Here is a 22,599-nt window from a genome sequence, read left to right on the forward strand (position 1 = left end):
AACGGCGTTTCCCTTTTGAATACACTTTTTTAATAATAATCGTCTCTGTTAAGATGATATCCGATGATGGCACCGATGACACCACCTATGATATGTGACAGGTTTGATATATCGTCCTGAAGGAATAATCCGTCATGAATCTGTTGTCCCAGGAAAACGACAGTAACCAGTATAAATGTCAGCGGAATGTCTCCTTGTCTGAAATTTGTAAATGACGTAAGGAGGATAAAGGCAAATACAACTCCGCTGGCGCCGCACAAAGCTACATTTTCAAACAGTATGTAGTTTACAATTCCTGTAAAAAGTGCGGTGATAACAATTATCTGAATGATCGGCTTAGATCCATATTTTTCTTCAAGTAAGGGACCGAGCAATAATAGATAGGATGCGTTACTGATGTAATGTTCCCAACCGCTGTGTCCAAGTACGTGCGTAAAAAATCTGATGTAAGTAAGCGGATCGGTAAGTGGTGACCTGTAGGTCATAAACAGGAGCTGGTCGGAAAAGCCGTTTGTAAAGGCGCTCAGCTCCAATACGCCAAAACTTAGCAACATAAATCCCAAAACTACCGGGGAATTAAATGTAATTCTTAATCTTCGCATAGAAACCTCACTTTTCTTAATGTTTCTATAATAGCACATTTCTTCAATAACTTTGACCTTTTTAATTTCACATCATATTATGGATATAGATATTTTTTACTGATCGATCGATGGAGGGTAAAAATGGCAGAACTTAAGTGCCCGCACTGCGGACAGGCTTTTACGGTTGACGATACGGAACTGGGTTCCATTATGAAGCAGATAAGAGATAAAGAATTTGAAAAAGATCTTTCGAGCCGAGTTTCCGAGCTTGAAAGACACTATAGAGAAAAGCATGAGCTTGAGCTTGCGGCAAAAGAGAACGAGATTATCTTAAAGAGCAAAGCTCAGTATGAGAAGGAAAAAGAGGATCATCAAAAGGAACTAGATGACCTTAGAGCGCAGCTTAATAAGGCTCTTGAAGAGAAGAGTCTTCTTTCCATGGAAGTAAAAGGTGCTGAGGACAAGACAAAACTTGCCGTTCTTGAAGCCGTAAGAAAAGTGGAAACAGAGAAGAACGAGCTTGCCAATGCTCTTAACGATGAGAAACATGAACTTGAAAACGCCCTAAATCAGGAAAAAGAAAAGGGAAAGATCCTTCTTGAACAGAAAGAGAAGGAAGTCGAGTTCTATAAAGACTTAAAAACCAAGATGTCGACAAAGATGGTCGGTGAGACTCTTGAGCAACACTGCGAGATACAGTTTAACCAGCTTCGTGCGACCGCTTTCAGAAATGCATATTTTGAAAAAGATAATGATGCAAGAAGCGGAAGTAAGGGCGATTATATCTACAGAGAGTGTGATGAGAACGGCGTTGAGATAATCTCTATAATGTTCGAGATGAAGAACGAGATGGATGAGACTGCGACGAAGCACAAGAATGAGGACTTTTTTAAAGAACTTGATAAGGACCGCAAGGAGAAAAACTGCGAGTATGCTGTTTTGGTATCTCTTCTTGAGAGTGACAGTGAGCTCTACAATGCCGGAATCGTTGATGTTTCATACAAATATGACAAGATGTACGTTGTAAGACCGCAGTGCTTTATTCCCATCATTACGCTTCTTAGGAACGCCGCGTTTACAGCGCTTGAATACAAGCAGGAGCTTCAGCTTGTGCGTAATCAGGATATTGATATTTCAAACTTTGAAGACAGTCTGATGAAGTTCAAAAATGATTTTTCAAGAAATTACGAGATAGCACACAATCATTTTGACAAGGCTATAGATGAAATAGATAAGACTATTCAGCACCTTGAGAAGGTGAAAAAAGAACTTCTCGGTTCCGACAATCAGCTCAGGATCGCAAACAGCAAGGTTGATGATGTCAGCGTAAAGAAGCTTACGCGTGGTAATCCGACCATGAAGGCGAAGTTCGAAGAAGCAAAAGGTGTGCTATAATGTTTTTTGCTGCATTTATTGCAGGAAATAATTTATATCGGAGCTAATCTAAATGTCTACTCAAAACAGAAGAGAATACTTTACTACAACACCAATACCGAAGCTTATTATGACATTATCTTTTCCAACCATAATAAGTATGCTGGTTACGGGAATTTATAACACGGCTGATACTTTCTTTGTATCGAGAGTTTCAAGTAATCCGGAAGTAAATACCGCAGCTACCGCGTCTGTAGGACTTGTTTTTACCGTGATGGCGATCATTCAGGCAGCAGGATTCTTTTGCGGACACGGATCGGGAAACTATCTGTCAAGAATGCTTGGTGCCGAGAAGTATGAAGAAGCAGATGAGATGGCATCTACAGGTTTTGCACTGTCGATTATTCTCGGAATTGCTTTTGCGCTGATCGGAAATATTTTTCTGACAGATATAGCAGGTGCGCTTGGTGCAAAGAGTGCGCAGACTTTGACATTTACAAAGCAGTACATGAGGATCATATTGCTTGGCGCTCCGTTTATGATGGCGCAGTTTGTTATAAATAATCAGCTCAGATTCCAGGGGAGCGCATATTACGCAATGATCGGTCTTATGAGCGGTGCTGCGATGAATATGATACTCGATCCGCTTCTTATCATGGTATTTCACATGGAAGTTACGGGAGCTGCAATCGCAACGGTTATGGGACAGATCACAAGCTTTTTTGTCCTTCTTATCGGAACGACCAAGGGTGAAAATATAAAGCTTAGTATTAAGAAGGTCAGACTTAACGGGCATTACCTCTTTGAGATAGCAAACGGAGGGGGACCTTCACTTGCAAGACAGGGACTTGCGGCTATAGCAACTCTCGTTCTTAACAGAACTGCGGGAAGCATAGGTGCCGATGCGGCAATTGCCGGAATGTCTGTTGCAACAAGAATCCTTATGCTTATGGTTTCGGCACTTATAGGATTTGGCCAGGGATATCAGCCCGTATGCTCGTTTAACTACGGCGCAGGACTTACGGCAAGGGTAAAAGAGGGATTCTTTTTCTGCCTTAAATATGCATCAATCTTCCTTTTGGGACTCGGAGCGGTATGTTTCTATTTTGCACCGAATCTGATAGCTCTTTTCTCCAAGGACGCAGCTGCCGTGGAGGTTGGTGTAAAGGCGCTCAGATTCCAGTGCGCGACGCTGTTCTTATCAGGCCCTATTGTAATGAGTAATATGATGCTTCAGTCTATAGGAAAGGGAGTTAAGGCTTCAATTACGGCATCTGCGAGAAACGGTATCTGTTTCCTTCCAATGATACTGCTTCTTCCAAGGTTCTTTGGAATTACAGGAGTAGAGATTGCGCAGCCATGTGCCGATGTACTTTCTACGCTTATTGCGGTTCCGTTTGCATATTCGGAACTTAGAAAGTTTAAGTGATATAATATAAGGGTATAGTTTAAAATTTAAAACGTTTAGCATGCAAGCATGTATGCGTTTTAAGCTTTTGACCTTATATCATAACAATTTCATAGAAGGAGGTATTTTCATGGGTAAACTGTTACTTACAGGTGTTGATGGAAATCTTGGCGCTGAGGCAGCGAGAGTGCTGCTGACATTGGAAGATAAGAGTAATCTTATATTCTGCGGCTACAGTGAAGATTCACTTAAGGGATTTGCAGCTCAGGGAGTTGAGACACATGTGACGGACTTCAACTATCCGGACGGGCTTGCGGAAGCATTTAAGGGTGCAGATGTTCTTGCTCTTATCTCTATGCCTTTTGTCGGTGAGAAGAGGCAGAGCGCTCATAAAAATGCTGTCGATGCGGCGAAAAAAGCGGGTGTAAAAAAGATTATCTACACATCCCTTGTAAATGCCGGTGATGAGACCAATCCTTCGATTGAAAAGCTTGATCATATCTACACTGAGAACTACATTAAGGGCGAAGGCCTTGATTATATCTTCCTTCGTAATTCCCAGTATGCAGAAGCTATGATCACCAATTACTTTACATATGTACATGCGAATGCACCTCTTACAAACAGCCAGGGCGACGGGCTTATGGCATACATTTCAAGAAAAGACTGTGCAAAAGCTGTTGCATACGCTCTTCACCGCGCATCCGAATATGATCATGCAACTCTAAATATCAATGGAAAAGAGCTGATGACGATCACTAAGTTTGTCGAGATTGGAAACAAAGAAACCGGCAACAACATAAGCTACAAGGCTGTTACAGATGAAGAGAATTACAAGATCTTTGATGCTATGGGAGTTCCGAGAACGACAGACGGTCTTTTCAAAAAAGGAAGCGAAGCGCCGTTCTCAAGTGACGGTATGGTAACTTTCGCACAGGCGATAAGAGAAGGCAAGATGGCCGTTCATACCGATGACTTCAAGAAACTTACAGGCGACGATCCCATCACCGTAGATTTCATGTTCGCTCACAGTGATGACTTCCAGATCGGTGAGAGACATTCGAAAGATAAGAAATAATTGAAAAAAGAGAGTACTTCTTGATTATGTGATATTTCCAAGAAGTACTCTTTGTTTTTGGGAAACTTAGTTTTCTACAGTCTGATAAACATCTTTCATCTTACTGTCTCTGATAAGGTAAAGTCCCAGCAATACCGATACAATCAGAATCAGAATGGACTTAAGGATGATTCCGTTACCAAGCCATTCTCCGATGAGCACATCCATATCTTCTCTGTTAGCGTAGATCATAGGGTATACCATTAAACTGATGTCGAAGAGGTAGTGCAATACTATATTTCCCCATAGATTTCCTGTTCTTAAATAAAGTGCCGCTAAATAGAAACCGATTCCCACAGCATAAATGATCTGAGCGTATATAGGTGTCGGATTTGTTGCACCGTTAAGATTTGATAAGTGCATTGCACCAAAAATAAGTGATGATAATGTCATTGCAAACAGATAGGAAGCTTTGCTTTTTCCAAAGGCTTTTTTGAAGAATGTAAGTAAGAAACCTCTGGTGAGTAATTCTTCACGAATACCGGCACCTAAAAAAACAGTTATTAAGAACGAAATAACAGATTTTGTATCCATGAGCGGAGTGCCGTATTCTTTTATTGATCTATACATGTTTGTTATAAGATAGAATAATGTAACAGCAGTCATGACACTGCCAATAGTGAAAGTATCTTTAAAGCTTTTGAAAGAAAAATGGAAAACACTTTTTTCTCCGAACCCGATTATCACTGCTGAGAGAATAGCAATGATCGAAAGCAGATAAACAATTTCCATTAATGATTTGTTAGTAATATTTGCTCGCTGAACAATTATTCCGGGAAGAGTAAATATCAGTATGAGTGCTAAAACGATGCCACCTAAATACTTTGTCAATCTTAAACTTGTTTTCATATTATTTGTCCTTTACTTTTTTTCTAAAAATATTGATGAGTGCGTCAATTATCAAAAAGCTCAAAACACCGCTCAAAGTGCCTGTAAGGATTCCACCGATAACGTCCGTCGGCCAGTGAGCAAATAAGTATAAACGGCTGAAGGCAACTATGGATGCAACCGCAAGGGTAGGTATTCCGAATCTCTTATTACTTAAGAACACTGCCGTTGCCATTGCAAAAAATGTACTTGAATGACCTGATGGGAAAGAGTGGCTATGAGGGAGCTCTATTAGCATTTTCACACCGGGTTCCAGCCAACAAGGTCTGCATCTCATGATAAAAGGCTTCATGCCGCAGTTTACTATGAGTATGGAAATGAATAATGCAAGATATATCTGAATCCCTATCCTTCTTGTTTTGGGAAAGATAATCGATACAAATATCAAAATCGAAATTATGGGAGCTGAATTAGTGAAAAATAACATAATCGAATCTAATATCGGATTATGAATGCTTTGCAAAAAGTGTAGGAATCTAAGTTCCCAATCAAAATAAAAAACTGTACCTAAATCCTGTGGCATATTCTGTCTCCTTTAAATGCTATGATTGTCATACTATTATTATCGTACTACGTTTGACGTGGTATTCGATCTGAACAGTAATATACTACGACAGACAAGGTATGTCAACATCTTTTTAAAATATTGCATAACATATAAAAAAGCAAAGGCGCATATTTGCTACCTTTGCTTCTATGGATGCGGTAATTGTTTAATTATCTTCTTCTTCGTTTTTTCTTTTTGAATAATCCTGAGAAAGGATTGGTGATTTTATAGCTGATCTTGCCGCTTACAAAACCTGTGATGATTCCTCCTACTACATCCGTCGGCCAGTGAACAAATAAGTACATACGACTGAACGCTACTATTGAAGCAAGTGCAAGAGCGGGGATTCCGAGTTTCTTGTCTTTCAGATACAGTGCCGTTGCCATTGCAAAAAATGCATTTGTATGTCCCGACGGGAAGGAATAATCGTGCGGAACAGGAATGAGCAGTGGTATGTTCGGTTCCAGCCAACAAGGTCTGCATCTCTTGACAAAAGGTTTTATACCTACGTTTACGATCAGTACAGAGATAACTACGGCAATTGCCATTTGAATGCCATATTTCCTGGTCTTTGGAATAATAATAAGAGCAAGTAAAAACAATGCGATAAGTATAGTTTTATCACCCAAACCGGTGAAAAAAAGCATTTTTTTGTCCAATTCCGGGGTGTGTATAGTTTGTAAGTGGTGCAGGAATTCTAATTCCCAATTCATATAAAAAATATTGCCAATGTTTTCCGGCATAGTTCATGTTCCTTTCTTAACAGTTTCTTAACTATTATATTATTACGATAATACAAAAGTATTTCAACAGTCTTTGGTAAGTTATAGTATTGAGGTTGTAAATAATTATGTAATAGCAGATAGAATATGTTATTATATAAAAGAAAGCAAAGGCGCTTACAATTTCGTAGGTGCCTTTGCTTTCTTTGTAGGAGGATGGGGAAATGATCACATTAAATGATTACTTATATTCAGGGGATACGGTACTAAAGATCTTGCAGCGATACTATGTGGATCTGAAAGAGGATGCGAAACATACTCAGAACAATATGGATAAGATTCATTGCAATTTTCTTTTGCGTCAGCTTGAACTTTTGCAGCATAACGATTTCCTGACATCGCAGTCACAGAGGCTGAGAGAGTTCTATAAATATATGTCTGTTGAATATCCTTATCTTGCGTTTACGTTTAAGGGCAGGATCAAGTCCATAATAAGGGCCGAGCAGAAATTCAACGGAAATATTGTTGAGACAGTATGTGACTATTACAACAAGAACGGAAAATTTCCAAATGTATGCGAGGTTAAGCAGCATATGGGGGCAATAAGGGATCTTATCGCGTACCGCATAGTTATATCCATGCCTTCATGTCATTTGGATGAAGGCGAAGACAGGGAAGAGGTAGAGTTAAAGTATCTGTATAAGATTGCAAATGAGCTTCCCGGCTTTTTGGAAGAAAATGGATTTACGGCAGAGATATACGGAATACCGGGATGTGAGCCGTCAGAGCTTATTGAGGAATCGCTCAGGCCGTATTATAGGGACTATATCAAGAATCCAAGCCCCTATGGTTACAAGTCTTTGCACATTACTTTTTACGATAATCAGTCGAGGTCGTATCTTGAAGTTCAGCTTCGCACAAAGCAGATGGACGATTACGCTGAGATAGGACCCGCGCATCATCTTGGATATGAAAAGAGGCAGGATAAGGAGCGAAGCAGAAGATACAAGATTCCTATGGGAGAGTGTGTATATTTTGATGAAGCCTATGAAAGGGGAATGAAACTGCAGGAGCTGGATCTTTCAAAAGTTGATGTGAATATGTTCGGAGCAGTTAATAATCAGCTTGTAAACGACGGTTGCGGCTTGTACAGAGGAAGACTCATCTTGCCGTTTGAGCATCTTTCGAGGTTTCAGAATGACATAATCGATTGAAAAAAATATTTGGCAAATGTCATTATAGTATTTTTAAGGCGACAGGTTTTTTTGTAAAAATTGACAGTTGCTAAAAAGAAAATAATCTGTATACTTGTATACAAACAAGGGCGTTTTGATTCACTTAGTGTTTCAGAGCGCCTTTCTTCATAACAATTTTTCTGCAAAGATATAAGAGACAACGGCGTTTCGGATTTTTTTCGGAGCGCCGTTCTTTTATATCTTTCCCTAAAAGGGGATCCGAAAACGCTCAGAGATGAGCTTAGAAAGGTAACAAGCAATGGCAATGATCAAACTGGAAAATGTAAATAAAAATTTTGGCGATCTTCATGTTCTTAAGAATGTGAATCTCGAAGTTGCGGAGGGCGAAAAGCTGGTAATCATCGGACCTTCCGGTTCGGGAAAATCGACAACGGTGCGTTGCATGAATTTTCTTGAGGTTCCAAGCAGCGGACATGTTTACATAAACGGAACGGAGCTTACGACCAAGAATAAGACAAAGGTTGTAAGGGACAATACTTCGATGGTGTTTCAGCAGTTCAATCTTTATCCGCATATAACGGTGCTGAAGAATCTGACACTTGCTCCCATAAAGCTACAGCATAAGTCAAAGAAAGATGCCGAGGAACTAGCATATCATTACCTTGATATAGTCGGACTTAAAGACAAGGCAGATGTGTATCCGACAACACTTTCCGGTGGACAGCAGCAGAGAATAGCAATCGCAAGGGCGCTGTGTTCGCAGAGTAAGATCATTCTTTTTGACGAACCCACATCGGCACTTGACCCTGAAACAATTCAGGAAGTTCTGGATGTAATGATAAAGCTTGCAAAAGAAAACATAACAATGGTAGTTGTGACTCATGAGATGGGATTTGCAAGACAGGTAGCTGACAGAGTGATATTCATGGAAGACGGACAGATCATAGAGTCCGGAACTCCGGAGCACTTTTTCAATAATCCCGAAAGCGACAGAGTAAAGCAGTTTTTGGGAAAGATAATCAGGTAATATCAGGTAATACGAGGAGGAAGCAGTTATGAAAAGAAAGATTTTAAGCATGGTATTTGCAGGTGTAATGAGCTTATTGCTCGTTGCATGCGGAGGCGAAGGTACAGGTGAAGCATCAAGTGATACTACGGCGTCTCCTGCATCGGAAAGTACATCGGCCGAGGTAGCCGGAGAAGATGTGCAGGCAATTATCGATAGAGGAGTTTTGAAAGTTGGTGTAAAGAACGCTGTAATGGGATTTGGCTATGAAGATCCGCTTACAGGTGAGTATTCGGGACTTGAGATAGAACTTGCCAAAGCGCTCGCCGAGAAGCTTGGCGTAGAGGCTGAGTTTACGGCGGTTACGGCAGCTACAAGAACAGAGCTTCTTGATTCGGGAGATATTGATTGCGTACTTGCCACATTCACTATTACCGATGAGAGAAAAGAAAGCTGGGATTTCACAACACCGTATTATACGGATCATGTAAGCGTACTTGTTGAGGACGCAAAGGGAATCAAGACACTTGAAGATCTTATGGATAAAAAAGTCGGTGTATCATCCGGTTCAACATCAGCTAAATCACTTGTAAAAGCAATGATCGAAAAAGGTCTTATAAGCGGCGACGGATTTGATGAAGAGAGTTTTGATCCCGCAACATGGACAACCGGAGTTAAGTTCCAGCAGTATGATGACTATCCGACAATCTCAACGGCATTAAGTGCAGGTGAAATTGATGCGTTCTGCGTAGATAAGTCTATTCTTGCCATCTACAAGACAGAAGGAAGATCATATATCGATGCGGAATTCGCACCTCAGGAATATGGTATTGCTACAACAAAAGGTTCGGGACTTTCAAAGACAGCAGAGGAACTTATTGCAGAGAAATTGGCTGATGGAACGATCGATAAGCTCGTTTCCGAGAACGGACTTGATTAAGACAGAACTGATTTAAAGAAGAAACATTGGAGGACCGGTATGTCAGGATTATTTTCTCCGAGAGCATGGAACAAAATATGGCTTTATAAAGATACATTCCTGCTTGGATTTTTAAATACTATAAAAACAGCATTTGTTGCACTTTTGATTGCGCTTGCACTTGGTATCATTTTTGGACTTATGGCAACTAGCGGAAAGAAGATACTAAAGGCAATAAGCAGGATGTATGTGGAGGTAATCCAGAACACACCGGTTCTGTTACAGATGTGCTTTTTGTACTACGCGCTTGCGTTTGCGGGACACAGCCCCGGAATAATAGTGACAGGTTTTCTGGCACTTGGCATATATACAGGTGCTTACATGGCAGAGGTAATAAGGACGGGAATCGAATCTGTACCCAAAGGACAGTTCGAAGCCGCGCAGGCACAGGGATTCGGATATGCCGCTCAGATGTTTTACATCATAATCCCTCAGAGTATAAAGGTAATTTTGCCGCCAATGACAAACGTTGTTGTGAATATGATAAAGAATACGTCTTGCCTTTACATAGTAGGTGGTGCGGATCTTCTTTCTCTTACATACAGCTTTGTGACGGGAGAAAATACAGGCGGATCCTATGCTCCCGCATATATTGTATGCGGTGCGATCTTCTTTTTGATCTGTTTCCCATTGTCATCTTTTGCATCAATGTGGGAAACATCGCTTAAAAAGAGAGACAGCAAAGTATTCCAAAACGGCAGACCGAAGGAGGCATGATATGGGTACATTAGGAAACAGTTTTTCAATGCTAAAAAATCCTGCAATATTAAAGTTCATAATGCAAGGTGTGCTCTTTACCATGATCATCTCGGTCGCTGCGGTTCTTTTCAGCATAGTTATCGGAACCGGACTGGCACTACTTAGAAACTATTGCACAAATAAAAAGACAGGAATACTGAAGGTGCTTTCTGTCATATACATTGAGCTTTTCAGAAATACTCCGCTACTGTTCTGGATATTTATATGCGTTGTTTTTTGCCCTGTTCCCGGATTTGCAAATAAGCAGATGTTCGGGCTCTCATCGGTAAATAACAAGCTTTTGTTCAAAGCAACCGTTGCACTTATTTTGTATACGTCGGGTGTTATTGCGGAGATTGTAAGAGGCGGCCTTAACTCGGTTGCAAGCGGACAGGTTGAAGCAGGATATTCACAGGGCTTTTCGATGCTTCAGATATTGTGGTATATAGTGCTTCCCCAGACTTTCAGATCGATAATTCCGACACTGCTCAGTCAGGTCATAACAACGATTAAAGACAGTTCATTCCTTGCAAATGTGGCGGTAATCGAACTTATGGCAAGGACAAAACAGGTGCTGTCATCGGCAAACAGATACAACGGTCTTAATGCCATCAATGTCTCAGATGTATTTGTTTTGTTCGGAGTTGCGGCAGCAATTTATTTCGTTATAAATTTCAGTATCTCCATGACGGTAAGGAATATGCAGAAAGCAAGGTAGGATGATTATGGATAAATATGTTATTACTATTTCAAGGCAGTTTGGGGCACTTGGAAGAACGATAGCCCAGCATATGGCGATGGAACTGGGAATAGATTATTTTGACAGGGACATTGTCGAGGAGACAGCGATGCGCATGGGACTTCCCGTTTCGGAGATAAGCAAAGAAGAGGAGCGTGCGGGAGGTTTTTTTGCAGAAAAAAGATATCCTCTCGGTATGGGACCTGTTAGCATGCAGGAAGAGCTTTTTCTTATCCAGAGCAATATAATCAAAGACTTTGCGGCGATGCAATCATGTATTATTGTCGGAAGATGCGGAGATTATTGCCTCAGAAATGCAGACAGGGCGCTACATGTATATGTTTATGCTCCCTATGAAAAGAGACTTGAAAATTGTACATCGATTCTGGGTATGGATGAAAAGACCGCACGAGATATGATAAAGGATGTAGATAAGGCACGTGATAATTACAGGAAAAAATACTGTAAAGATATGGCGGGTGTCTTTGACAACAGAGATATATGTATAGATTCGAGTAAATTCGGAGCTGAAGCTACGGCCAAGATTCTATGCGGCATAGCAAGGAGTGTTTTTAATTAAAAAATGAAAAATGAGAGAGTACATCTTCCGCATATAGGGATGAGGATAATAAAATCGGCGATTGGAGTTCTTATCTGCTTTGTGATATATTTTTTGCGCGGAAAGCAGGGAACGCCGTTTTATTCTGCACTCGCGGTACTTTGGTGTATACAGAACCAGACAAAGAATACTGTAAATAATGCAATCCAGCGCACTATAGGCACATTTATAGGAGCGGTGTACGGACTCATCTATATATTGTTAAAGCAGAATATCTTCAATTTCGGAGACAGTTTTTTACACTACTGTATCATCTCATTGGCGCTGATACCTATTATCTACACCACTGTTGTGATAAAGCAAAAGAAGGCGTCGTACTTTTCCTGCGTAGTATTCTTGAGTATAGTTGTGAATCATTTGCTGGATGAAAATCCTTATATTTTTGTACTGAACAGATCACTTGATACGCTGATCGGAATATTCGTAGGTTTAATCCTTAATTCAATCTCTTTTCACGGAAAACTTGATAAGGAAACGCTGTTCGTTGTAAATATGGATAACTCAATGGACGGATTGTCGGGCGGAGTAACGCCTTACAGTAAGGTTATTATGAATGGCATGCTGGAAAAAGGTATGAAGCTGTCGTTTATGACACTCAGAACTCCTGCGGGATTTCTTGAGGGAATGCCTGAGATAAAGCCGTCGCTTCCCATAATCGCGATGGACGGAGCAATATTATATGATGTAAAAGAGAACAGATATCCCAAGGTATACATTATCTCAGCCGAGCATGCAGGCGAGATTGAGAAGTTTATCACTGAGCGTGGGTTTAATATTTTTACGACAGTTATACTCGAAGATGTCCTTATTATCTATTATAACGAGCTTGTAAATGATGCGGAAAAAGATATTTACGAGAAGATGCACAAGTCGCCTTACCGAAACTATCTTAACAAGAAGCGTCCCTGTGATCATGCGGTTGTTTATATGATGAGTATAGACAAGACGGAGAAGATAGAGAAGCTTGTCGGTGAGATAAAAGAGAGCGACGTATATGATGAACTTAAGATTTTGTCATATCCTTCGCGCGAATATAAAGGCTACTCTTATATAAAGATTTACAGCAAAAATGCTTCCGTAAAGAATATGACGGATTATCTGATGAATGCGGAAGAAATTAAGACGGTCGTGACGCTTAGCGACAATGATAGAAATAAAGCGGATTATAGATGCTCGTCCTGCGATGAGATGGTGCGGAAGATGCACCGGTTGTTTTACAACAGCAAAACGTGTATTATTAATTCATAGAGGCAAAGGCGCCAAAGAAATTGGTGGTCTTTGCCTTTTTCTTTTGATTACTACTCAACAAGGCTTTATCGGGCTTAGTTGAGCTTGTTGGTTTATCTTTGAGCGGAGGTACTATCTATGGCAGCATTTGACAGAGTATTGTCCGGTATACCCGAGATGGACGAAGCGCTTGATAATATCAGGCTTGGCGACAACGTTGTTTTCAGAGTTTCCGAACTATCGGAGTTTAAACTTTTTGTGGATCCCTATGTTGAGCAGGCGAAAAAAGATAAGCGGAACATTATTTATTTTCGCTTTGCAACGCATGAGCCGCTTGTGGAGGACTGCCCTGAAGTTAAGACTGTGCAGGTCCCTCTTTCGCACAGGTTTGAGACATTTACGGTTGAGATTCACAATATTATAGAAAAAGAGGGTAAGGATGCCTTCTATGTTTTTGATTGCCTGTCGGAGCTTCAGATAGCGTGGGCGACTGACCTTATGATGGGCAATTTTTTCAGGGTGACATGCCCGTTTCTTTTTATTCTTGATACAGTAGCTTTTTTCCCCATAATCAGAGGAAAACATTCATTTTATTCCATAAACAAGATTCTTAATACAACACAGCTTTTTCTTGATGTGTATTCCGATTCAAAAAATGTATATGTACGTCCCGAGAAGGTATGGAACCGTGATTCCGATACCATGTTTCTTCCGCATATTTACAGGAAAGAGGACGGATATTTCAGACCGATTCTCGACGGTGTGCAGAGTAGTCGTTTTTATCAGCTGCTTGATAATTTCCAGCGTCCCGGCGAGGACCAGTATATTGATTTCTGGGATAAGTTTTTTAACACGGCGAAGTTCCAATATGAGAGCCGGATGAACATGGATGAGTCCTGCGATATAATGTGCAAGGTAATGATGACGCGTGATGACAAGATGAGACTTATGGTAAAAAAGCACTTTAAGCCTGAGGATTATTTCAACGTGCGAAGTCATATGATAGGCACGGGGCTTATCGGAGGAAAAGCGTGCGGAATGTTGCTTGCGCGTGCCATTATAAGGAATATGGCGCCTGATGTTGACGAAGTGCTTGAGCCGCATGATTCATTCTTTATAGGATCGGATATTTATTATACCTACATAGTTGACAATGATTTCTGGGATATAAGAGTTCGACAGAGGACTGATGAAGAGTACTTCTCGCTTGCGGATGAGTTTGCGGAGAAGCTACGGACAGGCACATTTGCCGAGGACTTACGTACGCAGCTTAGACATATCTTGGAATACTACGGACAGGATCCCTTTATCGTGCGTTCAAGCAGTATTCTTGAAGATGGATTCGGCAATGCTTTTGCGGGTAAGTATGAATCAGTTTTTTGTGCTAACAGAGGAACGCTTGAGGAGCGACTTGAAGAATTTGAAAATGCGATCAGGACGGTTTATGCAAGTACCATGAGCTTGTCGGCGCTTGACTACCGTAAGAGGCGAGGACTTGATAAAAGAGATGAGCAGATGGCTCTTCTCGTGCAGAGAGTTTCGGGCTCATATTACGGACAGTACTATATGCCATGCGCTGCGGGAGTTGGGTATTCCTACAGTCCGTACAAGTTTCTTGCGGATATCGATCCTCAGGCCGGAATGCTCAGGCTTGTAATGGGGCTTGGAACATCCGCTGTCGACAGGACAATGGGTTCGTACCCACGCCTTGTAAGTCTTGATATGCCTGAGGCGACATCTTGTGTGACGGTTGCGGAAAGGCATCAGTTCTCACAGAGAGCGGTGGAAGTTGTTGATGTAACAGAGCATGAGCTCAAGAGATTGGAGCTTAGGGATATTGAGAAGAAACTTCCGATGTATCTGATCAATACTTTGCTTGAGCATGATTATGAAGTTGAGGGCTCTCTTAAAGAAAGAGGAATCCTTCGCGATGTAAGATTTATTTCCTGCAGAGGACTTGTCAGAAAAGAAGAGATAATGGCGCGGATGCAGAAGCTCATGAAGTGTATTCAGGATGAATACGAGCATCCCGTGGATATTGAGTTTACGATAAATCTGTCGGATACGGGAGAGTATTCGATAAACCTTCTGCAGTGCAGACCGCTGCAGGTTTCAAAGGATACGGGAAGTGTGACGATTCCGAAAGATGTGGATAAAGATGAAATTTTGCTTGAAAATGTGGATTCATCAATGGGACTTTCAAGGAGCGTTCCGATCGATCTTATCGTATATGTCGATCCCAAGGCTTATTACAATATGCCATACGCGGATAAACCAAACATTGCAAGCATTATCGGAAAAGTCAACTGGACATACAGAGACAAGGGAAAACATATGATGCTGATAGTCCCCGGACGTATAGGTACATCGTCACCCGAACTTGGCGTTCCGACTACCTTTGCGGACATTAGTGAATTTGAAGCAGTGTGCGAAGTCGAGGAAAAAGAAGCCGGCTACAATCCCGAGTTATCCTATGGAAGCCATATTTTCCAGGATCTTGTTGAGGCGGATATTCTCTACACTGCTGTGTTTAGCGGTGAGAAGACAGTGGTTTTTGCACCTGATAAGTTTGCGAGGTTTAAGGATATTACGGGAGAGTTCTGTGATGATTCGGGAATTACAGGCGATTCAAATGTTGTGAGTGTCTATGATCTGAGCGATTCAGGATGCACACTTTACTATGACCTTGAGGCGAATCACCTGATGCTTAGGGCGAATTGAGCAGGATGATAAAGAAACAGTACAGCTTTTTCCTTGTATAATAAAAATCCATATGCATATCATAAAGTTAATATATTCTTGCTTTTCCGTCATTTTAAGGACTATCGAATGTTAGGAAAAGAATATTACTAGATGATGAGAGGTATGATCAGGCATTATGGGTATGGCAGTAAGAAGCAAGGAAATTATTTACGACACAAGAATTGATGGAAAGGAGATTCAGACCGACAGCGGAAACAAAGTGACGTTTACCGGCAATTATTTCTGGTTGAAGACCGAGGGCTTTTTTGAAGAGTTAAATGTGTATTTCTTTGTGGATATTGACGGAGAAAAACAGGTAATCGAGTGGAATAAAGGCGACAGTGGCGAAGGCTGGTATTTGCGCCGCTGGAAGGAAAGAGAAGATGAAAAGTATTCATCACTTGATTCATATATTTATAAGATGATCTATTCCAAAATTCCTGAAAGGGAAGGCCAGATCTCAAAACCCGAATGGTTATTCTTTGACAGCGGATCTGAAGAAAGCAGAACTTTCATTAACATGTTGGAAAATTTAAAATAAGTAATATATAAAAAGAGGGACCGACGTATTCACATATGTCGGTCCTTCTTGTAAGGAAACATTGTCAGCGAGTCAGCGTATAATCAAGCTTCTTCCAATCTGCTGTTTTGCCGTTTTTGATTTCATCAGTAAGGCCTTCAGCTTTTTCTTTATCTGTAATCATTTTATCAACTTCACTTAAGGGAAGTGTAGTGAAATTACTATCCTTGAATTCATCACGATATTTTTCAAACACAGCATCAGATTCATCACGTGGAAATTTATCATAGATATAATCCGGATATCCATTTTCAAAATCAATGTCAGATGTATCATAGTTGTCTTTTGCTAATGTTAATATAGTATCTTTTGAATATTCATCGGAGTTTTTATTAAATTGGATTAAAGCAGAACAACTGTTATCGCTATTACAATAATTTGCATAATCTGAATATTCAATTTTATAAAGGAAATGCCATTTTGAATCGCCACCAACAAAGCTTTTTTCATATACTGCACATGTGCCTGAACCACCGCGGAAACAAATATATCCAAATTCATTAATGAGGAATAAGCGTCTACACCATGCAACATCAGAATAAATAGCTTTCAAAGATCCATTAAAATTTTTGATAATCAATACTTCTTCATTATCGGTAACAGGATTAGTTATTCTGATTTTTAACACCAATTCTTTTTCGCCATCGCTACCGCAGTCTATTGATGCATATTGGATTGAGTCAAATTTTGAATCGCTACACCTAAGCTCTAAGCGTTTATCTATTATAGTGTTTACAAGCTCATCTATTGTAAAATCTTTTTTCTTTCCTATAATCTTAAACTCGTCATTTAAAGGATCTGTGAAGTCATTTTCCGAATCTATATGAACTTTCGTCTCACCTCGAAGAAAGCTCGCATAAATTGGGTCAAGTTCCTGACCGGTATACAAAACTTCTGTTGAAGCACTTGCTGCAGAATCTTCTTCATTATCTTCCGTAGTCTCTACTACAGATTCAGTTGTAACTTCATCATTATTTTCGGAAGTAGTTGTCACACTCACATCATTTTGTTTGTTATCATTTTTAGCGCACGCTGTAATAGTCACTAAGCATAAAAGTATTGTAAAAAGTCTGGTTTTCATATATTTCCAATCTTACTTGCATTTATTACTTCCTCAATGCTGTTATAAACAGGTTCGGAAAATAAATTGTTTATTTCTTGTATCAGTCCTAGTTCCATGGTAAGTTTTATAAAAGATTCAAGTGAAATCTTTCCGGTTTTCTCAAACTTTCGCAAAGTGGCATAACTTACATTGCTTCTTCCGGCAAGTTGTTTTTGGGTAATCTTTTTCCTTTTTCTAACGCTTTTGATCTTATTGGCCAATCTAAGGGCAACATCAGACGGCGTATCCCACAAGTAATTTGTATAATCCATAGTGGTATCCTCGCTTTATATGATCACACTTCTTTATTGCTATTATTATAGCATTTTGTGGCTAAAATCTCAATAAATTGATATTATAGTAGCAATTATTTATCACACCCTTATCGAGCCTTGATCAATAAAATCCCAGATGATAAATATTATCAATTCAGGAGATTGCCTACAATACTGCGTTAGCATATACTAACACGAGTTATTTATATATTCTAAGGGGAACGTGATGAAGAAAGTAAGAGATGTTGGAAGAAAAATTTTGATCATGACATTGGCCGGTATATTTAGCTTTATGCTAAGTCCCGGATATGTTGCAAATGCTGCTGATAAGGGAGAAGTTAAGGCAGGAGAAAAAACGGAACTGACTGTTGATGACACTGTTACGCTTATATGCTCAAGTAACTACGCATATAATGGCAGAGAAGTAGAATGGAACTGCAGTAAAGACGGTGTTGTTGAGATTGTCGATACAGATGACGGAAACTCATACAGTTCCGTAACCAAAGCACAGGTTAAGGCAATTGCACCCGGAAGCGTTACTGTTACCATGCACGCAGAGGATTTCTGGGGATGGTACAAAGACGATGAGACTTTTGAGATAGAAGTTGCGGGAAACGAGCAGGTTACAGAGACACCGGATCAATCTTCCGAAAACACAAAAGAGAGTGCTGATGAGAAGGATAAGCCTGCAGAGGCACAGCAGCCTGAAAATACTACAGGGCCTAAAGATAACGGAGATAAGTCTAAGCAAGATTTACCGAAAGATGGCAGTGCTACAGAAGTAAAAGATATTGAAGCAGCAAAAGAACAAAAAGAGAACGTAGAACCTGTAAAAAAGAATCTTTTCATCAGACTTGTCGGAGCATTTGAATCAAAGATGGTCGGAGAGGAAGAGTTTGATGCGATTTCAAGCGCAACAACAGTATCGTACATTCCTGAACAGAGCAATTCCGTAAAGCTTCAGGCTGCGCTCTCAGAAAAGGAAACTGCAGAAGAAGTTGAAGAAGGTTCATGGCATGAACTTAGCTTTTTTAACAAAGAAGAAGGCGCCATAAAAGTTAATGAAGATCCTACAAAAACCAAGATTGTTGTAGAACCCGAATGTGAGGGAATCATTGCTGAATATAATATTTTCACAGGTGATGTGATTTTGTCGGGAACTCCGAAGAAGGAAGGAACCTATAAAATATATGTTGTATTTACAGATACTGAAGGAAGAACTGCTACAAGTAATGCAGTGGAATTCAAGGTGAATTCTCAGCATGAAAAGCTTTCTGAAAGACTTAATATCAAGAATTGCACGCAGACAGCCGACGGTAAATATATTTTTGACCAGGATCCATGGTATATCGAGGAATTTGGAGAAGATACGGTTGTCGTTCCAAAAGAAATAAAGGCATGGTTTGGTTCACATACATTGGGAACATATTCCGAAATTGGTAAGATCATTTCATTGTCTAATGGAGATGAACCTAAGCAGACACTTGTCATTCCTGACGGTTGCAATCTTACTATGGTAAATGTAAGAGTCCACAGCGGAGTAAAGATTGTTGTCCAAAAGGGCGGAAAGTTTTCGATAAGACAGTCTACCTTGGAAGGTATTGTTGAAGTAGAAAACGGCGGTAGTTTCTCATGTGATTATGTTGATTATGGTGCGGATGCCGGATTTATATACGGATCAACCATAAATGGACAGATCAGGTTAAAAGACGGAGCTACAATAGAAAACTCCAGAATAATATCAAAGACAAATTATTCTGCAAGGGATGATATTAACAGAAAGAATCAGAATCCTGTAGTTGTAGTTGATGGAAACGTTAATGTAAAGGGTGATGTATATATTCTTGCCGATGAAGCTCCAAACGGTTCATATGGACAGACAGGACTTGCGGTAAACGGAACTCTTAATATTCCGAGTGGCTCTACCGTCGCTGTATACGGAGGCGGAAGATCACATCTTACAGCAAAAGGCGGAGATGCGGTAGTCCTTAACGGAGGACTTATACAGGGAAGCGGAAACCTAATTGCTATAGGTGGTTTTGGAATGAACATCACCGGTGACAGATCACTTCTTGGAGGCGGTGCGGCAATATCGGGTGACGGTTCTTTGGATGTTAAGAATATATATGCCGAAGGCGGTTCAAGCTTTGATACTTTGGTAAAGCCTGTACAGGGAAAAATCCTTGTTTCTACAAGATCTGATGTTACTGCCGTATATGGAAAAGTAGATGGTTCAACCAGTGATAATTACTGGCATGGAACAGGAGACAGCAACAAAGTTCCCGTTGTAAAAAAGTACTTTGATGAATCCAAGCTTACCGTAGCAGAAGAAAAAAAGGATAAGGAAACATCAAAAGAAGAGAAAGCTGCAGCTTCGGTAAAGAATGATAGTAACAATAACAATTCGTCACAATCAGGAGCTGCAACAAATGCCGAAAAAAACAATGCGGCAAACGGTTCAGTAAACAGCTCAAATACAAAGAGTGAAACCAAGAAAACGGAAGATAAGAAAAAATCAAAAACTGACAAAAACAAGACAACATCTAAGAAAGATAATGGTACAACTAAAAAAACAGATAGTACCTCTAAAGTAAAAGATAGTACAGCTAAGGCAAACACAACTCCATCAACACCGGCAGTTACAACAGCTGTAAACAAGACTACTTCTGCAACACCGGTTACAACAGGAACTACCGAAAAGAAGAAAAGTAGTAACGGTACAAGAAATACTTCCGTTTCCAATAAGGCAAATTCAAGCGTAAAAAAGAATACCAACGGAGATGCCGGTAATAAACCGGAAGTTCTTGGAGAGAGCAGGAAGAATACTGATAGTAAAGATGATGCTGTAAGTAACGATGATGTTAAAGATAACAGTGAGACTGAGCAGTTAGTGGCATCTGCCGATTCATCTGTCAATGAAGTATCCGAACCAGAGGAACATATTGAAGATTCTATTGTAGAATCCATGAATGAATCTAAGCATAAGCCCGGAGTCGGTTCATTTATTGTTGCATGTGTCGGTATACTGGTAACACTTACAGGTTGCGGTATATATACAATAAAGAAAGTAAGAGAATAAAATTAAAGCCGGAAATCGTGATGATTTCCGGCTTTATAAGCATTATTCGTTAACAATATCCTTCAGAGCTTTACCTGCTTTGAATTTAGGTGCTGTAGAAGCAGGAATCTCAATCTTCTCACCTGTCTGGGGGTTCTGTCCAACTCTTGCAGCTCTTTCTGTTGTCTCAAATGTTCCAAATCCAACGATCTGAACTTTACCTTTGTTTGCAAGCTCATTTGAAACTACTTCGATAAAAGCTTTAACTGCCTTCTCTGATGCTACTTTTGTAAGATCGGCCTCCGTAGAGATTGCCTCAATAAGTTCTTCTCTGTTCATACTTTTGAACCTCCTTAATGCTTTTTCCATCACATAAATTACTTAAATCACTTAAGATACGGTGTGACTAAGGAATAATAATACAATTGACGGGTGTTGTCAATTTTTTTATAACGAGAAACGGCGTAAATACTGGGCTTTGAACTATTTAATCGAGATATGTTAATGGAAAAATAAACATGTATACAAATAGACAAAATGCGCACATCAGTATCCATGCGTATCTTGGCTGATTTTGATTGGATTATATATTGTAATAAGCAAAGTTTATACTCCGCTATAAGTATTCCTTAATTTTCACCTCGGTACCCTTATGCTATGATTCAATCATCAAAACAAACACGAACAAAAAATAAAAATGAAATATAAAGGAGAAATGAATCATGGCAGACATCAAAGAAAGCGCATTGGAACTTATCGGAGGAACACCTCTTCTTAAACTTAACGGATATAGCAAAAAGGTTGGAGCAACAAATGCAAACATCCTTGCAAAGCTTGAGTACTTAAATCCCGCAGGATCTGTAAAAGACAGAGTAGCACTTAGCATGATTGAAGATGCTGAGAAGAGCGGAAAGATCAAACCCGGAGCAACAATCATCGAGCCTACAAGTGGAAATACAGGTATCGGACTTGCAGCAGTTGCAGCAGCTAAGGGATACAAAGCAATCCTTACACTTCCCGATACAATGAGTGTAGAAAGAAGAAATCTTCTTAAGGCATACGGTGCTGAGATCGTTCTTACAGAGGGCGCTAAGGGAATGAAGGGAGCAATCGCCAAGGCAGAAGAACTTGAGAAAGAAATCGAAGGAGCAGTAATCCTCGGACAGTTCGTTAACCCTGCAAACCCTGCAATCCACAAAGCTACAACAGGTCCTGAGATCTGGGAGCAGACAGACGGAAAAGTTGATATCTTTATTGCAGGTATCGGTACAGGTGGAACAATTACAGGTGTAGGTGAATATCTCAAGGAGCAGAATCCTAACGTTAAGGTTATCGCAGTTGAGCCCGCTACAAGCCCTGTTCTTTCAAAGGGAGAAGCAGGACCTCACAAGATTCAGGGAATCGGTGCAGGCTTCGTTCCTGAGACACTTAACACAAAGATTTATGATGAAGTTATTGCAATTGAGAACGATGACGCATTTGCAGAGGGCAAGAACTTTGCAGTATCAGAAGGTATCCTTGTAGGTATCTCATCAGGTGCAGCTCTTAAGGCAGCTACAATCGTTGCAGCAAGAGAAGAGAATAAGGGCAAGAACATTGTTGTACTTCTTCCCGACTCAGGTGACAGATATCTTTCAACACCTCTTTTTGCAAACTAAGAACCCTGTATAATTGCGAGAGTGGTCATTTTCACGAAGT

21 protein-coding genes are annotated in these 22,599 nt (G+C 40.2%); 14 read left to right on the forward strand and 7 right to left on the reverse strand.

Annotated elements, in window-relative coordinates; all coding sequences use genetic code 11:
* Positions 1 to 29: 29 nt before the first annotated feature.
* Positions 30 to 602, reverse strand: a complete 573-nt coding sequence (locus BM398_RS06765) for a rhomboid family intramembrane serine protease (protein WP_092336988.1) — start codon at positions 600 to 602, stop codon at positions 30 to 32.
* A gap of 123 nt (positions 603 to 725) precedes the next feature.
* Between BM398_RS06765 and BM398_RS06770 the strand changes: the two genes are divergently transcribed.
* From BM398_RS06770 to BM398_RS06780, 3 genes are all read left to right on the forward strand, one after another.
* Positions 726 to 1,979, forward strand: coding sequence for a DUF2130 domain-containing protein (locus BM398_RS06770; RefSeq protein WP_026655933.1), 1,254 nt, complete (start codon positions 726 to 728; stop codon positions 1,977 to 1,979).
* A gap of 52 nt (positions 1,980 to 2,031) precedes the next feature.
* Positions 2,032 to 3,387: an MATE family efflux transporter gene (locus BM398_RS06775; protein WP_092336989.1), complete on the forward strand. Its 1,356-nt coding sequence runs from the start codon at positions 2,032 to 2,034 to the stop codon at positions 3,385 to 3,387.
* Positions 3,388 to 3,496: 109 nt separating this feature from the next.
* Entirely contained in the window at positions 3,497 to 4,444 is a 948-nt protein-coding gene (locus BM398_RS06780; RefSeq protein ID WP_026655931.1) for an NmrA family NAD(P)-binding protein, read from the forward strand.
* 66 nt (positions 4,445 to 4,510) lie between these two features.
* On the opposite strand, the gene BM398_RS06785 is transcribed toward BM398_RS06780, so the two are convergent.
* The 3 genes from BM398_RS06785 to BM398_RS06795 all read right to left on the reverse strand — a co-directional run bounded on the left by BM398_RS06785 (position 4,511) and on the right by BM398_RS06795 (position 6,565).
* The gene (locus tag BM398_RS06785) at positions 4,511 to 5,332 is read right to left on the reverse strand and encodes a CPBP family intramembrane glutamic endopeptidase (RefSeq protein ID WP_092336990.1); all 822 of its coding nucleotides are present in this window, start codon (positions 5,330 to 5,332) and stop codon (positions 4,511 to 4,513) included.
* Position 5,333: 1 nt separating this feature from the next.
* The gene (locus BM398_RS17385) at positions 5,334 to 5,894 is read right to left on the reverse strand and encodes a phosphatase PAP2 family protein (protein ID WP_092336991.1); all 561 of its coding nucleotides are present in this window, start codon (positions 5,892 to 5,894) and stop codon (positions 5,334 to 5,336) included.
* A gap of 194 nt (positions 5,895 to 6,088) precedes the next feature.
* The gene (locus tag BM398_RS06795; protein WP_242949772.1) at positions 6,089 to 6,565 is read right to left on the reverse strand and encodes a phosphatase PAP2 family protein; all 477 of its coding nucleotides are present in this window, start codon (positions 6,563 to 6,565) and stop codon (positions 6,089 to 6,091) included.
* A gap of 299 nt (positions 6,566 to 6,864) precedes the next feature.
* Here BM398_RS06795 and BM398_RS06800 point away from each other — a divergent pair, with 299 nt between their 5' ends.
* From BM398_RS06800 to BM398_RS06840, 9 genes are all read left to right on the forward strand, one after another.
* Entirely contained in the window at positions 6,865 to 7,854 is a 990-nt protein-coding gene (locus tag BM398_RS06800) for a nucleotidyltransferase family protein (protein WP_026655928.1), read from the forward strand.
* A 280-nt stretch (positions 7,855 to 8,134) separates the two neighbouring features.
* A complete protein-coding gene (locus tag BM398_RS06805; RefSeq protein WP_330390560.1) occupies positions 8,135 to 8,863 on the forward strand; it encodes an amino acid ABC transporter ATP-binding protein in 729 nt (242 codons plus the stop codon).
* Positions 8,864 to 8,891: 28 nt separating this feature from the next.
* Entirely contained in the window at positions 8,892 to 9,782 is an 891-nt protein-coding gene (locus BM398_RS06810; RefSeq protein ID WP_092336992.1) for a transporter substrate-binding domain-containing protein, read from the forward strand.
* Positions 9,783 to 9,821: 39 nt separating this feature from the next.
* A complete protein-coding gene (locus tag BM398_RS06815; RefSeq protein WP_092336993.1) occupies positions 9,822 to 10,538 on the forward strand; it encodes an amino acid ABC transporter permease in 717 nt (238 codons plus the stop codon).
* A gap of 1 nt (position 10,539) precedes the next feature.
* Positions 10,540 to 11,277, forward strand: coding sequence for an amino acid ABC transporter permease (locus BM398_RS06820; protein ID WP_092336994.1), 738 nt, complete (start codon positions 10,540 to 10,542; stop codon positions 11,275 to 11,277).
* A gap of 7 nt (positions 11,278 to 11,284) precedes the next feature.
* Positions 11,285 to 11,878 carry a cytidylate kinase-like family protein gene (locus tag BM398_RS06825; RefSeq protein ID WP_092337107.1) on the forward strand — a complete coding sequence of 198 codons (594 nt, stop codon included), beginning with the start codon at positions 11,285 to 11,287 and terminating at the stop codon, positions 11,876 to 11,878.
* 3 nt (positions 11,879 to 11,881) lie between these two features.
* Positions 11,882 to 13,165 (forward strand): FUSC family protein, encoded by a 1,284-nt coding sequence (locus BM398_RS06830; RefSeq protein ID WP_092336995.1) that lies wholly within the window; start codon positions 11,882 to 11,884, stop codon positions 13,163 to 13,165.
* 117 nt (positions 13,166 to 13,282) lie between these two features.
* Positions 13,283 to 15,865 (forward strand): PEP/pyruvate-binding domain-containing protein, encoded by a 2,583-nt coding sequence (locus BM398_RS06835; protein WP_092336996.1) that lies wholly within the window; start codon positions 13,283 to 13,285, stop codon positions 15,863 to 15,865.
* Positions 15,866 to 16,022: 157 nt separating this feature from the next.
* Positions 16,023 to 16,427 (forward strand): hypothetical protein, encoded by a 405-nt coding sequence (locus BM398_RS06840; RefSeq protein WP_092336997.1) that lies wholly within the window; start codon positions 16,023 to 16,025, stop codon positions 16,425 to 16,427.
* A gap of 64 nt (positions 16,428 to 16,491) precedes the next feature.
* Here the strand turns inward: BM398_RS06840 and BM398_RS06845 are convergent, their stop codons facing one another.
* Positions 16,492 to 17,547: a hypothetical protein gene (locus BM398_RS06845; protein ID WP_092336998.1), complete on the reverse strand. Its 1,056-nt coding sequence runs from the start codon at positions 17,545 to 17,547 to the stop codon at positions 16,492 to 16,494.
* Positions 17,544 to 17,840 carry a helix-turn-helix domain-containing protein gene (locus BM398_RS06850; RefSeq protein WP_092336999.1) on the reverse strand — a complete coding sequence of 99 codons (297 nt, stop codon included), beginning with the start codon at positions 17,838 to 17,840 and terminating at the stop codon, positions 17,544 to 17,546. The genes BM398_RS06845 and BM398_RS06850 overlap by 4 nt, the downstream gene beginning before the upstream one ends.
* 229 nt (positions 17,841 to 18,069) lie before the next feature.
* Between BM398_RS06850 and BM398_RS06855 the strand changes: the two genes are divergently transcribed.
* The gene (locus BM398_RS06855; RefSeq protein ID WP_092337000.1) at positions 18,070 to 20,922 is read left to right on the forward strand and encodes a hypothetical protein; all 2,853 of its coding nucleotides are present in this window, start codon (positions 18,070 to 18,072) and stop codon (positions 20,920 to 20,922) included.
* A gap of 42 nt (positions 20,923 to 20,964) precedes the next feature.
* On the opposite strand, the gene BM398_RS06860 is transcribed toward BM398_RS06855, so the two are convergent.
* Positions 20,965 to 21,240, reverse strand: coding sequence for an HU family DNA-binding protein (locus BM398_RS06860; RefSeq protein ID WP_092337001.1), 276 nt, complete (start codon positions 21,238 to 21,240; stop codon positions 20,965 to 20,967).
* Positions 21,241 to 21,623: 383 nt separating this feature from the next.
* Here BM398_RS06860 and cysK point away from each other — a divergent pair, with 383 nt between their 5' ends.
* Complete coding sequence (gene cysK / locus BM398_RS06865; RefSeq protein ID WP_092337002.1) at positions 21,624 to 22,559, forward strand: cysteine synthase A; 936 nt, start codon at positions 21,624 to 21,626, stop codon at positions 22,557 to 22,559.
* Positions 22,560 to 22,599: the final 40 nt, after the last annotated feature.

This window comes from Butyrivibrio sp. M55, assembly GCF_900116865.1.
Classification (GTDB): Bacteria; Bacillota; Clostridia; order Lachnospirales; family Lachnospiraceae; genus Butyrivibrio.